The organism is Shimwellia pseudoproteus (genome assembly GCF_016415625.1).
GTDB classification, from domain to species: Bacteria; Pseudomonadota; Gammaproteobacteria; order Enterobacterales; family Enterobacteriaceae; genus Shimwellia; species Shimwellia pseudoproteus.
Window position 1 is genome coordinate 26,413 of sequence record NZ_WBXP01000025.1, and the last position, 13,163, is coordinate 39,575.

Below are 13,163 nucleotides of genomic sequence, written 5' to 3' on the forward strand. Positions count from 1 at the left end.
CCTCAATAATTATTTCGCTTCACGTTTGCTTTTATAGTCCGCAATGGCGGCTTTAATGGCATCTTCTGCCAGAATTGAGCAGTGGATTTTTACCGGTGGTAATTCCAGCTCTTCCGCGATATCGGTATTTTTAATCGCTTGCGCTTCGTCCAGCGACTTCCCTTTAACCCATTCGGTCACCAGGGAGCTGGAGGCAATGGCAGAGCCACAGCCATAGGTTTTGAAGCGGGCGTCTTCAATGATACCTTCATTGTTGACTTTAATCTGCAACTTCATCACGTCGCCGCAGGCCGGTGCACCGACCATGCCGCTACCGACGTTCTGGTCGCTGTTGTCGAAAGAACCAACGTTACGCGGGTTCTCGTAGTGATCGATGACTTTTTCGCTATATGCCATGGTGAATTCTCCTTATTGCCTTACCGATTAATGATGTGCCCATTCGATGGAGTTCAGATCCACGCCCTGTTTGAACATTTCCCACAGCGGAGAAAGCTCACGCAGACGTCCAATGGATTTGCGTACCAGGTCGATGGCATAGTCAATTTCTGCTTCGGTAGTAAAACGACCTAAAGAGAAACGGATAGAGCTGTGAGCCAGTTCGTCATTCAGGCCCAGCGCGCGCAGCACGTAAGACGGCTCAAGGCTGGCAGAAGTACAGGCAGACCCGGAAGACACCGCCAGATCTTTCAGTGCCATGATCAGGGACTCACCTTCAACGTAGTTGAAGCTGACGTTGAGGATATTCGGTGCGCCGTGTTCCAGATCACCGTTGAGATACACTTCTTCGATATCTTTCACGCCGTTCCACAGACGGTCACGCAGGGCAGCCAGGCGCGCCATCTCGGTAGACATTTCTTCTTTGGCAATGCGGTAGGCTTCACCCATGCCGACAATCTGGTGCACCGGGAGGGTACCAGAACGCATACCGCGCTCATGACCACCGCCGTGCATCTGTGCTTCGATGCGGATACGCGGTTTGCGGCGCACGTACAGGGCACCGATCCCTTTCGGACCATAAATTTTATGGCCAGAGAAAGACATCAGATCCACTTTCAGGGTGCTCAGATCGATAGGCAGTTTGCCCACGCTCTGGGTGGCATCGACATGGTACACAATCCCGCGCGCCCGGCACATTTCACCGATGGCGGCGATATCCTGCACGATACCGATTTCATTGTTGACGTGCATGATAGAGACTAGGATGGTGTCATCACGCATGGCGGCTTCCAGCACCTGCAGATCGATCAGGCCATTATGCTGCGGGGCCAGGTAGGTAACCTCAAAGCCTTCGCGCTCCAGCTGACGGCAAGTATCCAGTACCGCTTTATGTTCAGTTTTGCTGGTGATGATGTGCTTGCCCTTCTTCTGGTAGAAGTTAGCCGCACCTTTGATAGCCAGGTTGTCGGATTCCGTAGCACCGGAGGTAAACACGATTTCACGCGGATCGGCGCCAACCAGCTCAGCAATCTGATTACGGGCGATATCAACCGCCTCTTCAGCCTGCCAGCCGTAACGGTGTGAACGGGATGCGGGGTTACCGAATGTCCCATCCATAGTTAAGCACTGCATCATTTTCTCAGCTACGCGCGGATCGACCGGGGTCGTTGCTGAGTAATCTAAGTAAATCGGTAATTTCATTGCTCTTTAAGCTCCGTACATCACTCAATGCTGCGGAACCAGGCGGATGGCAAATACACGCCGAAGCGTTCAGGGATGTTATCTCCCCGCCTGATCCTGAAAATGTATCCTCTTCTTCTGTTATGGGGTCCGGCAGGAGGCATAACGCAGCCTCCTGCGGCCGAAGGGTGAAGAGGTATTGTTATTTTACGCGCGCAGTTTAACGTTAATCGCGTCCTGTGCGCGCGGGGTGCGCTGGGGATCCGCATGCTGACGATCGGAAACGTCCAGCACTTCCTGGTTATTCACCAGTTCACCCAGAGTAATATTGTTCAGGAACCCGGTCAGGCGATCGCTCAGATCACGCCATAAGGCGTGAGTCAGGCACTTGTCGCCGCCCTGACATCCGCCTTTACCCTGACAGCGGGTTGCATCAACAGATTCATCAACAGCGCTGATAACTTCCCCAACGGCGATATCACCGGCATCTTTGCCCAGTAAATACCCGCCGCCTGGACCACGCACACTGGCCACCAGACCATTTTTGCGCAGACGAGAAAACAGCTGTTCGAGATAGGAAAGAGAAATCCCCTGGCGTTCAGAAATATCCGCCAGCGGTACCGGACCTGCTTCGGAGTTCAGGGCAACGTCCAGCATTGCGGTTACGGCGTAGCGCCCTTTTGATGTCAGTCTCATGTCTTACTTAACCTCTAATAGCCCCTCGTGCCGGGGGTTTATTATGTTGTCCCGTTGACTCTGGCTAACGCCTGGCGCCGCCAGAATAAGTGCAGGTAACTTGTTGTCATGGTTCCGGACAATAGCGGCAACGGCCGCCACGTGAGTGCTCGGGATTGCATATCATTCACATAGCAGCCGCAAGTCTGACATTCCTGAGTAAAATGGTCAACTATTTAACCCGGCATTTTACTCAACTATTTTTTCGTATCGTGCTGTTCCCGATTTTCAATAGAAGCGAGGATGCCGCGCAGGATGTTCAGCTCTGCGCTTTCCGGGCGGGCGCGGGTAAACAGGCGGCGTAATTTACTCATCACCTGGCCTGGGTTACCCGGGCGCATAAAACCGGTGCCAAGCAATACCTGCTCCAGGTGACCATAAAAACGCTCAAGGTCATCCACCAGCGGATAATGCAGGCCTTCTTCTTTATGTACGGCGATGTTCGCCGCACTGCCCTGCTCTTGAGCCGCCAGCCACGCCATGCGCACTTCATAAGTAATAACCTGCACCGCCATGGCCAGGTTCAGGGAGCTGTATTCCGGGTTTGCGGCAATGGCCACGTGGTAATGGCATTTTTGCAATTCGTCGTTGGTCAGCCCGACACGCTCACGGCCAAAGACCAGCGCTACCGGGGCATTAGCCCCTTCAGCAACGCTTTTCAGCCCGCATTCACGGGGATCAAGCATTGGCCAGGGCAAGGTACGGGAGCGTGCGCTGGTACCCACCACCAGGCTGCATCCGGAAATCGCTTCATCAAGAGTATCGACAATCTGCGCGTTACCGATGACGTCACTGGCACCGGCGGCCAGGGCGATGGCCTGAGAGTCTGGCTTCACCAGCGGATTAACCAGCCACAGGTTAGTTAACCCCATGGTTTTCATGGCGCGGGCCACAGAGCCCATATTGCCGGTATGGGAGGTTTCTACCAGCACAATGCGAATATTTTCTAGCATAGCTCACTACGACGACAGGAATAATATTGCCCGATGATACCATATTCCCAAGACAGAGTCCGAACGCTCTGATATACTCCGCGCCGATTTCCCCCGTTCTTTAACATCCAGTGAGAGTAACCCATGCATCCGATGCTGAACATCGCAGTGCGCGCTGCGCGCAAGGCCGGTAATATTATTGCTAAAAACTACGAAACGCCGGACGCCGTAGAAACCAGCCAGAAAGGCACCAACGATTTCGTTACCAACGTCGATAAAGAAGCAGAACGCGCCATTATTGATGTGATCCGCAAATCTTATCCTCAGCACAGCATCATCAGCGAAGAAGCCGGCGAACTGCCCGGTGAAGACAGCGATGTTCAATGGGTTATCGATCCCCTGGATGGCACCACCAACTTCGTAAAACGTTTACCTCACTTCTGCGTCTCTATCGCCGTACGCATCAAAGGCCGTACTGAAGTTGCGGTGGTATATGATCCAATGCGTAACGAACTGTTCACGGCAACCCGTGGCCAGGGTGCTCAGTTGAATGGTTATCGCCTGCGCGGCAGCAATGCGCGCGATCTGGATGGCACTATTCTGGCCACCGGCTTCCCGTTTAAAGCCAAACAGCACGCCACCGCCTATATGAATATCCTCGGCAAACTGTTTACCCAGTGCGCGGACTTCCGCCGCACCGGTTCTGCTGCTCTGGATCTGTGCTACGTCGCCGCTGGCCGCGTTGACGGCTACTTCGAAATCGGCCTGCGTCCGTGGGACTTCGCGGCTGGCGAGCTGATTGCCCGTGAAGCAGGGGCACTGGTCTGTGACTTCGTCGGTGGCCACGGCCATATGCTGAACGGCAATATCGTTGCCGGTAACCCGCGCGTTGTTAAAGCCATGCTCTCCAGCATGCGCGAAGAGCTGAGCGAAGCGTTAAAACGCTAATTACCTGGCGATATCGCTATCAGAAAGTGGGGCTGCTATGCCCCACTTTTTTTTGCTTAAAAAGGCCGCAACCCGCGCGCCGGCATCATCGCCCCCTGCCACATGATAAATGCCGCCACCATCAGCACCATTCCCCCGGCCATCGCCAGTGCAGGCCACATGACCTGGCGCCACAGCGGCGGCGTATGCTGGTTTGCCAGGCGCTGAGCCGCCCAGCGGAAACTGTGTACCAGCACCGCAAAACCTGAAATGGTCAGCGAGGTGCCGGCAGACATTGCCAGTGCGGCCGCCATTCCCCAACTGAAAATCCCTATCACTTTGCTGAACAGCAGCACCATGATCGCGCCAGAACATGGCCGCATCCCCATTGCCGCCACCAGCATCGCCTTGCTGCGCCAGTCCGTGGCGCTGTCCAGGGCATCCGCCGCGGGCACATGATGATGCCCGCAGCCACAGGTTGCGCTATGGACATGGGGCTGGGTGAGCGTGAAACGTCGAAAACGCGGCGAGCGGCGCAACAACAGACGTAAGCGCCGCAGCGCCCGCCAGCACAGCATCGCACCCAGCACGCCAACCAGCAGATAACTGCCCTTCTCCAGCCAGTAGCCGCTGAGGTGTAACTGCCGGGCGGGTAACTGTAATAAGGTTAACACCAGGGTCACCAGGCCAATGGCCACCAGCCCCTGTAACAGAGATGCCGCAAACGTCAGCCGCAGGCTCTCCCCCAGCCGCGCAGGATGTGTCGCCAGCCAGGTGGTGATAACCACTTTACCATGGCCCGGCCCCAACGCATGGAGGACACCATACACAAAACTGAACAGCAGCAATGGCCCACCGGCCACCAGCGGCTCCGCCGCTACATCGCGCAGCAACTGGCTGAGCTGAAGGTTAATCGAACGCTGCCATGTCGCGCTCTCAAGCAGAACCACCGGCCAGTAATACCACAGAAGCAGGCCACCGCCCGCCATCAGAACCAAGGCCCCGGCCAGGGGCCAGAATGCCAGCCAGTGGCGCTGTTGCCCACGCCGGGCGGGAGGGATAATCACTGACATTGTAGCGCCACCTGCTGGGCAAACTGTTTACCAAGCTCCATATCCTCTGGCGGCGCATCGGCTTTATCCAGCGCCAGCGCAAAAGCCTGGGTTGCTTCTGAGGGCTCCGGCGTAACCAGCGTCACTTTACAACGCGACTGTAGCACCGGGGGTAACTGGAGATCGCTGTCGTGTTGATAGCGCATATCCACAAAATAGGTGGGATCAAAAGTCGAAAACCGGTAGCGCTGCCCCGCCAGGGGCTGGGGATGAGCCAGCGGCAAAACAAAACTGAGCACCGCCTGATGGCCGTTGCGCGTCAGGCTATAACGCGGCGGCACGGTGCTAAACTTCACTTTATCCTTCCCGTGCCAGAACTCGGTAAAGTAGTGCTGGACAATAACATTAGCCATCACCTCGGCGGCCAGCTTTTTCCAGACTTCCGCCCCCGGGGGGCATCCCCGGCATCATACAAAAGATCTGCCGAGGTCATTTCATCCATCGTCCAGTCCATTGACAGCCCGGTGAGTTGGTCATTTTCCACTACCGGCTGGGCTTTGATATCAATAAAACTGTGGGGATGGGCGCTGGCCGCAGCACTGCCCAGCGCCGTCATTCCCGCTATCCACAACCAGCCTCTGGGCACCATTTTCAGCATCCTTTCCTCATGATGATAATTGTGTGAGCCAGCCGAAATTACGTAATTAAAGCGGCCAACGCAACAAACACAGCAGAATGTATTGGCTATTCTTTAGCTAAAACCTTAACGGGATACCAGATGATGACTTTACTCTGCCCTCCACCATCTGCGCTTTCCAGCCCGCAACGACGCTGCCACCTGTTATTACTGCTCTATCTGCCGGGGCAAACAGTAACACCAGAAGTCATCGGGCGGGTAAACGGCGTTGACGACGATATTGCCAGACAAGATATTGCGCAAACCGCGCAAGAAGTCCAGCGTGTTCACCGGCTCAACCTCATCACCCAACAGGATGGCAGTTATCGGCTTGAAGGGTGCCCACTGGATAACCGCTTATGCCTGTTTCACTGGCTGCGCCGGGCTATTCGCCTGTGCCCGCACTTTGTCAGCCAGCAGTTTATCCCGGCGCTTAAAAGCGCGCTGAAACGCCAGCGGGTGGCCAAAGTACTCTATGACGATACCAATTTACGCGCCCTGATCAACCTCTGTTCACGGCGTCTGGTGCGCCAGTTCGACCAGCGGGACAGCCAGTTTCTGGCCCTCTATTTGCAATATTGCCTGCTGCAACATCAATCTGGCCTGGTGCCCGCGTTCACCCACAGCCAGCAAGCCTGGGCCCAGTCACACGAGGAGTTTAGCGCGGCGGCAGAGATTGTGCGCCACTGGCGGCGTCGCGCTCTGGCGCCCCAATATGAAAACGAAGAGCATCTGTTCTTAACTGTGCTGTTAATGCTGCTGCACACGCCGGACCCCCAGCGAGATCCGCAACCGCAGTCCCGGCGCCTTAGCCAGTCAGTACAACAGCTGATCGCCCATTTCCGCCAGCTTTCGGCCATGGCATTCAGCAATGAGCAGGGCCTGGAATGGCAATTATATATTCACCTTAGCCAGGCCCTGCACCGCCGGCAATTTGATATTGGTATCGATAATCCATTACTGGACGATATCCAGCGGCTCTACCCGCGCCTGATACGCACCACCCGTGAGGCGATACAGCCCTTTGAGCAATGCTATGGGGTGACCTTTCCCGACAGCGAACTGGGGCTTATCGCGGTTATTTTTGGCGCCTGGCTGATGCATGAAAAAGACCTTCATGAAAAACAGGTTGTGATGTTAACCGGCAACAATACTCAGCTGGAGCAGGCGCTGGAGCAGCAGATCCGCGAGCTGACCCTGCTGCCGCTCAATATCAAATACCTGACCCTGCACACCTTTCAGCATGAAGGCGCCCCCAGGGAGGCGGCACTGATTGTCACTCCTTACCCCACCAGCCTCCCTCTGCTGTTCGCCCCGCCATTGATTCACGCCACCCTGCCGCTGGCAGAGCATCAGCAGCGCTGTATCCGCACCATTCTGGAAAGCTAATGTGCCGCCCGGGCTGCCGGGCGCAGCAACAGGGCGGGCAGCGCTACCAGCGCCATGACCGTAAACAAGCCGTGGCCAAGGTGCTGATACAAATAGCCGCATACCATGGTCATTAATGCAATACTGCCCCCCATGGCCACCGCCGAATAGACCGATTGCAAACGGATAATTTCACTGCCGTGGCGGGCCGAGATATAACGCATCGCCGCCAGATGGCAGACGGTAAAGGTGCCACAGTGCAGGATCTGAATAACAATCAACCAGGGGAGCGCCGTGGTCCAGCCCATTAACCCCCAGCGCACCACACCACAGATTGCGGATAGCAGCAGCAGATCACGGGCGGACCAGCGGCGAAAAATTTTATTGCTCAGGGCAAAAATCACAATCTCCGCCACCACCCCGAGGGACCATAAATACCCGACGGTCGATGCCGGATAACCGGCCCCCTGCCAGTAAATAGCGCTGAAGCCATAATACGCCGCGTGGGCGCCCTGTAGCAGCGACACACAGCCCAGAAAGCGCCAGTGGGTCACCAGTAGCTTACGCCACGCGGGCCATCCGGCCCCTTCCCGGTGATGAATATCCCCGGCAGGCATGACCGACGGGCGTAGCAGCATACCCAGCAACATAGAGGCAACCCCAAGGGTAAGGATAATCAGCACCGACTGATAACCGAACAGGGTCACCAGTTTCCCGGTCAGCGCAGATGAGATAACAAATGCCAGGGAGCCCCACAGCCGTACACGCCCGTAGTCCATGGTGATTTGCCGTTGCCATGTTCCCGCCAGCGCATCGGTTAACGGTACCAGCGGGGAGAAAAACAGGTTGAACCCCACCATGGCCGCCAGTAGCCATGCCGCCGAGTGGCCAACCCAGAACGCCGCCGCAAACAATAAGGTCAGCAGCGCCAGTAAACGCAGGGCCAGGATAAGACGTGAGGGATCTGTAACGCGTGGCGCCAGTAATAGGCTGCCCAGGAAACGAGCCACCAGCCCGGCCCCTAATAGCAGGCCAATGGTTTGTGGCGGTAGACCATTACCCGCCAGCCAAACGCTCCAGAAAGGAAGGAAAATGCCGTAACTAAAAAAATAGGTGAAATAACTTAACGCCAGCCAGCGCGTAGACTGCAATACCATGCTTCCCTCATTAGCCAGCCCTACCGAGTTGCCCCGGAAGCTGGCGGTATAACGATAACGTTTGCCAGGTGGCCTGGATATTATCACTTCATCTTGCACGGTATTAGCTAAATTTGCCGCCGATATCCCTTAACTCGCGGGGGTTATCCCGGTTTATGGGAAATAAACAGCCACCCGCCGGGATATTTCCCACGATAACTGTTTAATAATATTTTACTATATAGTGGATTTGCTCCACGCGTTTTGTCTGGATACCATTATCCAGCTCAGCGGTAATCAGGTAGCAAACAGTAGGATTATAGCGTTCATCATAAACGCATTTTTTTACCGACTGAAAAACGGGCTTGCCGTCATTAAGCCCTTCAGTAATAAAATCCCATCGTTCATTGAGCGTTTTTTTCGGCTCGGTAATAATCAAAAAATCTTTTTCATCACCATAATAGACAACACTCTTCGGCATACCTTCCGGGGTATAAAAATATTCTTTATAGACCCAGGCATCTTTATGGCCTTTCACCTTCACCAGGAAACCGTGCTGATCATAAATATAATCTTTTACCGTTCCGGCATCATCATCGGTGCTGGTCACCTCACAGCGATCATTAAGGTGAATAACCCGCTGCGGATCATAAGCAGAGATCAGGGTATTGTCCGCCGTATTACGGGTTAACTTAATTTTCCCGTTATTCACCCCATCAATCTTTTCATAGCTCATCAGGCAGCCCTGGCGGTCGAACTCCCCTTTGGCGTACATCACCGGCGTGTCGCTGTTATCATACAGCGCCTGCTCAAAACTTTTGACCCGCCCGCGCAATGCATCAAACTCCAGCTCATTAGAGAAGCTGGCCATGATCGGGTTAAACGGCTCGGGCTTCAGTACCGCCCCGGCCGGTAGCGCAATAGCCTGCATCACAAGGCTGGCGACCATCCCCTGCACAATGCGTAGACTCACTTTCATTTACCCTTCCTTTTTTCTTCAGCCGGGCGATGGCTCCCGCATTGTGCCGCGCTGCAATACCACAACCGCGTGGCGCAGACCCGCATTGCATAGCGTTATTATAATCGCTTTCCAGGTTCCGTAGGGCGGCTCCCTGCTTAAGTAAGGATCAGGGCGCGACATTTCGCCATATCTGACACAATCCCCCCCACGATGCCGGCCCGGTGGCGCCAGGCCGATCACTATGTTGTGACAGCAGTGGTTCAACAATAGCCGCTACCCGCCATGAGCAAATGGCTAAGGCCATTAGCTTATCAATGCCTATGAGAGGAGATGAGAAGACAATATAAAAATAAATAAGACTTCAGTAGTCATAATTCGTCAGAAAACGCGAGGATGCACTAGCGCCCGGGTGGGTATATCCCCGGCGATAACGCGCAGTCTTGATATACAACTTACGATAACAGGAATAGACAATAATAAATTATTCCCGACACAAGCGTCCCAGACTATGTAGAGTGAAAGAATTATGGCCACTGTTATGATACTGGATGACCACCCTGTCGCCCGGTTTGCTATCAGAAAACTGCTGGATGATGAAGGACACCAAATTATTGCCGAAGGCGATGATGGCATGCAGGGACTGCTGGCGATTCGTCAGCAACAGCCCGATGTCGTGATCGTCGATATCGATATTCATTCCCTTAACGGGATTGATTTAACTGAGCGACTCCGCCACCAGGGGTATACCGGACGGGTACTGGTGTTCAGCTCCCGGGATGCCAGACATTATATTAGCCGCTGCCGCCAGGCCGGTGCCAATGGCTTCTTAAGTAAGCGTAATCACCTGGAACAACTGACTGATGCCGTCAAAGCCCTGCTCCGGGATTATGCTTATTTCCCGTTCAGCACAGACAGCCACGAAGATAGCCCCGAAGAACACCTTATCGCCATGCTGTCCGGCAGAGAGTTCCAGGTATTAACCTATCTGGCCAGAGGAATGCGCCTGGTTGATATCGCTGGCCATATGCACGTCAGCACCAAAACGGTTAGCACCTATAAAAGCCGCCTGTTGCAGAAACTGGCGCTGAATCAAACCATCGAATTGATTAACTTCGCCCACCGGCACAATATCAATTAAACAGACTCTGGGCCAGGAGATGCTATTACCTCATCAGGAATGACATTCCCCCGGCGACGGTCCGCAGTTAAACAATAATCCCCTGAGAGAACGCATAGCGAATAAGCTCGCTATTAGTTGTGATCCCCAGCCGGCGCATAGCGCTCCACTTTTGTGTTGAAACGGTACTGATCGTCCGGTTCTGGCGATCGGCAATTTGCGACAGGGTGTAGCCAGACGCAAATAACCGTACCACTTCCAGCTCCTTGGCTGTGAGCATACTGGACTTCGGATGGTTATCGCTGTTGTCGAGGATGGTCTGAATCCCCGGGGATAAATATACGCGCTTTTGCTCCATTATCGTAAAGCAGGCTTTCTCCGCCTCTTTTACCGGATCGTTTTTACTGATTACCGCCATTGCGCCATGCTCAAGTAGCATTTTAAAAATACCGGCATTTTTTAAAGATGTGAGCACAATAACTTTCACATCCGGGTATTTTTTACGCAAAATAGTTAAGTTAGTAAACCCGGTCAGATTGCGATCAATCGTATTAACAGAAAAATCCGCAATAATAATATCTGGCTGGCGTAACAAAAGACACTTCATTAACACATCACCAGAATTAGTAATGTTTAAAACCTGAAAAGAAGCTGCCTCAGAGAATATATTCTCAAGTGAATCGAGGATATATGAATTCTCTGATAAGATAGATACCGTCCATTTTTCTCTCATAACCTTATCCTATATAAAACATAATTTATGGTGGTTTTACTCCATAAAATAGCTTCCAGCTCACAAGGCAAAAAGTAGCAAGATAAAATCTAAAACTAGAAATAAATCTAACGAGACTCATATTATTATCAGTGCTAAGGGATGCCTATCAGAATGGTGGCCCTTCGGGCCGTCAGTCACCTTTTTGCAGTGACAGATAAGGATGACAAAATGGCTAAATTGTAAGGCTCCCCCGCGGCAGTTTGGGGGTCGTACAGGCCAAAACGGGGATATAAAAAAACCGCCGCGGCACGCCGTGGCGGTTTCAGGTATGGTGCGTCACATCATGCGGCCGCAGCCGCCATGTGGCTTAGCGCTTATGCATAAACCGGGTAACGGGCGCAGATATCCAGCACGTTGCCTTTAATGCGTTCAATAGTGGCTTCATCATTGATGTTGTCCAGCACGTCACACATCCAGCCAGCCAGCTGCTGCACTTGTGCTTCTTTGAAACCGCGGCGGGTCACTGCCGGGGTACCCACGCGGATACCGGAGGTCACAAACGGGCTCTTCGGATCATTCGGTACGCTGTTTTTGTTTACCGTGATGTTAGCCCGGCCCAGAGCGGCATCGGCTTCTTTACCGGTCAGATTTTTATCCACCAGATCCAGCAGGAACAGATGGTTATCAGTACCGCCAGAAACCACGTTATAACCGCGGCTCAGGAACACCTCAACCATGGCTTTCGCATTCTTAGCAACCTGCTGCTGATAGACGGTGAACGCGGGTTCCATTGCTTCTTTCAGCGCGACCGCTTTACCGGCAATTACGTGCATCAGCGGGCCACCCTGGCCCCCCGGGAACACAGCAGAATTCAGTTTTTTATACAGCTCTTCGCTGCCACCTTTGGCCAGGATCAGGCCGCCACGCGGGCCCGCCAGCGTTTTGTGGGTGGTGGTGGTCACGACGTGTGCGTGCGGTACCGGGTTCGGGTACACACCTGCCGCAACCAGGCCGGCCACGTGCGCCATATCGACAAACAGGTAAGCGCCAATGCTGTCGGCAATTTCACGCATTTTTGCCCAGTCAACCACACCGGAATAAGCAGAGAAGCCGCCGATGATCATTTTAGGTTTATGGGTTTGCGCCTGTTTTTCCAGGTCGGCGTAATCGATATGACCAGAAGCATCAATGCCGTAAGGAACGATATTGTACAGTTTACCGGAGAAGTTAACCGGGGAACCGTGCGTCAGGTGGCCACCGTGGGCCAGGTTCATCCCCAGTACCGTGTCGCCCGGCTCCAGCAGCGCGGTGTATACCGCGAAGTTAGCCTGGGAGCCTGAGTGCGGCTGAACGTTAGCGTAGTCGGCACCAAACAGTGCTTTCGCGCGGTCGATAGCCAGTTGCTCAACGATATCCACATACTCGCAACCGCCGTAATAACGCTTACCCGGATAACCTTCAGCATATTTGTTTGTCAGCTGAGAACCCTGAGCCTGCATAACGCGCGGGCTGGTGTAGTTTTCGGAGGCGATCAGTTCGATATGCTCTTCCTGACGTACTTTTTCTTGCTCCATGGCCTGCCACAGTTCGGCATCATAATCGGCAATGTTCATTTCTCGCTTTAACATCCGCATCTCCTGACTCAGCTAACGGTAAATTTGTACAACGTCTTACCCGATTCCCCGCACAGTACAGACATTCAATCAAAACAACAACTGCTCATCATATTGATTTTATATCAATTTGTGGCGGCAACTCGTAAGTTACCTGCGGGATAACAGTATGACATTATTCAGCGGGCCACAGTGTAAACCGGGAAGCAGGTTCTTGCCAAAGGTTTTTACGCAAACGTTTGGCTATCTATTATTAGCGAATTTATACGCCATATTGCCTATCAGAGGCAGCGATATTTTTTCACGATTATCAT

12 protein-coding genes and 1 pseudogene are annotated in these 13,163 nt (G+C 53.6%); 3 read left to right on the forward strand and 10 right to left on the reverse strand.

Going from position 1 to position 13,163, the window contains the following annotated elements; genetic code table 11:
* Positions 1 to 9: 9 nt before the first annotated feature.
* The 4 genes from iscU to trmJ all read right to left on the reverse strand — a co-directional run bounded on the left by iscU (position 10) and on the right by trmJ (position 3,305).
* Complete coding sequence (gene iscU, locus F9C28_RS12210) at positions 10 to 396, reverse strand: Fe-S cluster assembly scaffold IscU (RefSeq protein ID WP_199015644.1); 387 nt, start codon at positions 394 to 396, stop codon at positions 10 to 12.
* Positions 397 to 423: 27 nt separating this feature from the next.
* A complete protein-coding gene (iscS, locus tag F9C28_RS12215) occupies positions 424 to 1,638 on the reverse strand; it encodes a cysteine desulfurase (RefSeq protein ID WP_199015645.1) in 1,215 nt (404 codons plus the stop codon).
* 186 nt (positions 1,639 to 1,824) lie between these two features.
* Positions 1,825 to 2,313 (reverse strand): Fe-S cluster assembly transcriptional regulator IscR, encoded by a 489-nt coding sequence (iscR, locus tag F9C28_RS12220; RefSeq protein ID WP_199015646.1) that lies wholly within the window; start codon positions 2,311 to 2,313, stop codon positions 1,825 to 1,827.
* A 236-nt stretch (positions 2,314 to 2,549) separates the two neighbouring features.
* Positions 2,550 to 3,305 carry a tRNA (cytosine(32)/uridine(32)-2'-O)-methyltransferase TrmJ gene (gene trmJ, locus F9C28_RS12225; RefSeq protein ID WP_199015647.1) on the reverse strand — a complete coding sequence of 252 codons (756 nt, stop codon included), beginning with the start codon at positions 3,303 to 3,305 and terminating at the stop codon, positions 2,550 to 2,552.
* 123 nt (positions 3,306 to 3,428) lie between these two features.
* Between trmJ and suhB the strand changes: the two genes are divergently transcribed.
* Positions 3,429 to 4,232, forward strand: coding sequence for an inositol-1-monophosphatase (gene suhB / locus F9C28_RS12230; RefSeq protein ID WP_199015648.1), 804 nt, complete (start codon positions 3,429 to 3,431; stop codon positions 4,230 to 4,232).
* A 56-nt stretch (positions 4,233 to 4,288) separates the two neighbouring features.
* Here suhB and F9C28_RS12235 read toward each other — a convergent pair whose 3' ends face one another.
* Together F9C28_RS12235 and F9C28_RS12240 are read right to left on the reverse strand one after the other, a co-directional pair.
* Positions 4,289 to 5,284: a nickel/cobalt transporter gene (locus F9C28_RS12235; RefSeq protein WP_199015649.1), complete on the reverse strand. Its 996-nt coding sequence runs from the start codon at positions 5,282 to 5,284 to the stop codon at positions 4,289 to 4,291.
* Positions 5,275 to 5,912 (reverse strand): annotated as a pseudogene (locus F9C28_RS12240) (DUF1007 family protein). Before F9C28_RS12240 ends, F9C28_RS12235 begins: the two are co-directional and overlap by 10 nt.
* Positions 5,913 to 6,041: 129 nt before the next feature.
* Here F9C28_RS12240 and csiE point away from each other — a divergent pair.
* Positions 6,042 to 7,328 carry a stationary phase inducible protein CsiE gene (gene csiE, locus F9C28_RS12245; RefSeq protein ID WP_199015650.1) on the forward strand — a complete coding sequence of 429 codons (1,287 nt, stop codon included), beginning with the start codon at positions 6,042 to 6,044 and terminating at the stop codon, positions 7,326 to 7,328.
* On the opposite strand, the gene F9C28_RS12250 is transcribed toward csiE, so the two are convergent.
* On the reverse strand, positions 7,325 to 8,464 hold the full coding sequence (locus F9C28_RS12250) for a 3-phenylpropionate MFS transporter (protein ID WP_199015651.1): 1,140 nt from the start codon (positions 8,462 to 8,464) through the stop codon (positions 7,325 to 7,327). The two genes, csiE and F9C28_RS12250, sit on opposite strands and share 4 nt — an antisense overlap.
* Positions 8,465 to 8,666: 202 nt before the next feature.
* Positions 8,667 to 9,422 (reverse strand): YnfC family lipoprotein, encoded by a 756-nt coding sequence (locus F9C28_RS12255; RefSeq protein ID WP_199015652.1) that lies wholly within the window; start codon positions 9,420 to 9,422, stop codon positions 8,667 to 8,669.
* Between the two features lie 508 nt (positions 9,423 to 9,930).
* Between F9C28_RS12255 and F9C28_RS12260 the strand changes: the two genes are divergently transcribed.
* On the forward strand, positions 9,931 to 10,542 hold the full coding sequence (locus F9C28_RS12260; RefSeq protein WP_199015653.1) for a response regulator: 612 nt from the start codon (positions 9,931 to 9,933) through the stop codon (positions 10,540 to 10,542).
* A 67-nt stretch (positions 10,543 to 10,609) separates the two neighbouring features.
* Here F9C28_RS12260 and F9C28_RS12265 read toward each other — a convergent pair whose 3' ends face one another.
* Both F9C28_RS12265 and glyA read right to left on the reverse strand, forming a co-directional pair.
* Positions 10,610 to 11,254 carry a response regulator gene (locus F9C28_RS12265; protein WP_199015654.1) on the reverse strand — a complete coding sequence of 215 codons (645 nt, stop codon included), beginning with the start codon at positions 11,252 to 11,254 and terminating at the stop codon, positions 10,610 to 10,612.
* A 356-nt stretch (positions 11,255 to 11,610) separates the two neighbouring features.
* Positions 11,611 to 12,864, reverse strand: coding sequence for a serine hydroxymethyltransferase (gene glyA, locus F9C28_RS12270; protein WP_199015655.1), 1,254 nt, complete (start codon positions 12,862 to 12,864; stop codon positions 11,611 to 11,613).
* Between the last annotated feature and the right edge of the window lie 299 nt (positions 12,865 to 13,163).

Coding starts and splice junctions, on each gene's coding strand:
- iscS (WP_199015645.1), bottom strand. CDS start 1,638: ATGAAATTACCGATTTACTTAGATTACTCAGCAACGACCCCGGTCGAT.
- iscU (WP_199015644.1), bottom strand. CDS start 396: ATGGCATATAGCGAAAAAGTCATCGATCACTACGAGAACCCGCGTAAC.
- F9C28_RS12235 (WP_199015649.1), bottom strand. CDS start 5,284: ATGTCAGTGATTATCCCTCCCGCCCGGCGTGGGCAACAGCGCCACTGG.
- F9C28_RS12265 (WP_199015654.1), bottom strand. CDS start 11,254: ATGAGAGAAAAATGGACGGTATCTATCTTATCAGAGAATTCATATATC.
- glyA (WP_199015655.1), bottom strand. CDS start 12,864: ATGTTAAAGCGAGAAATGAACATTGCCGATTATGATGCCGAACTGTGG.
- iscR (WP_199015646.1), bottom strand. CDS start 2,313: ATGAGACTGACATCAAAAGGGCGCTACGCCGTAACCGCAATGCTGGAC.
- F9C28_RS12250 (WP_199015651.1), bottom strand. CDS start 8,464: ATGGTATTGCAGTCTACGCGCTGGCTGGCGTTAAGTTATTTCACCTAT.
- F9C28_RS12255 (WP_199015652.1), bottom strand. CDS start 9,422: ATGAAAGTGAGTCTACGCATTGTGCAGGGGATGGTCGCCAGCCTTGTG.
- F9C28_RS12260 (WP_199015653.1), top strand. CDS start 9,931: ATGGCCACTGTTATGATACTGGATGACCACCCTGTCGCCCGGTTTGCT.
- csiE (WP_199015650.1), top strand. CDS start 6,042: ATGATGACTTTACTCTGCCCTCCACCATCTGCGCTTTCCAGCCCGCAA.
- suhB (WP_199015648.1), top strand. CDS start 3,429: ATGCATCCGATGCTGAACATCGCAGTGCGCGCTGCGCGCAAGGCCGGT.
- trmJ (WP_199015647.1), bottom strand. CDS start 3,305: ATGCTAGAAAATATTCGCATTGTGCTGGTAGAAACCTCCCATACCGGC.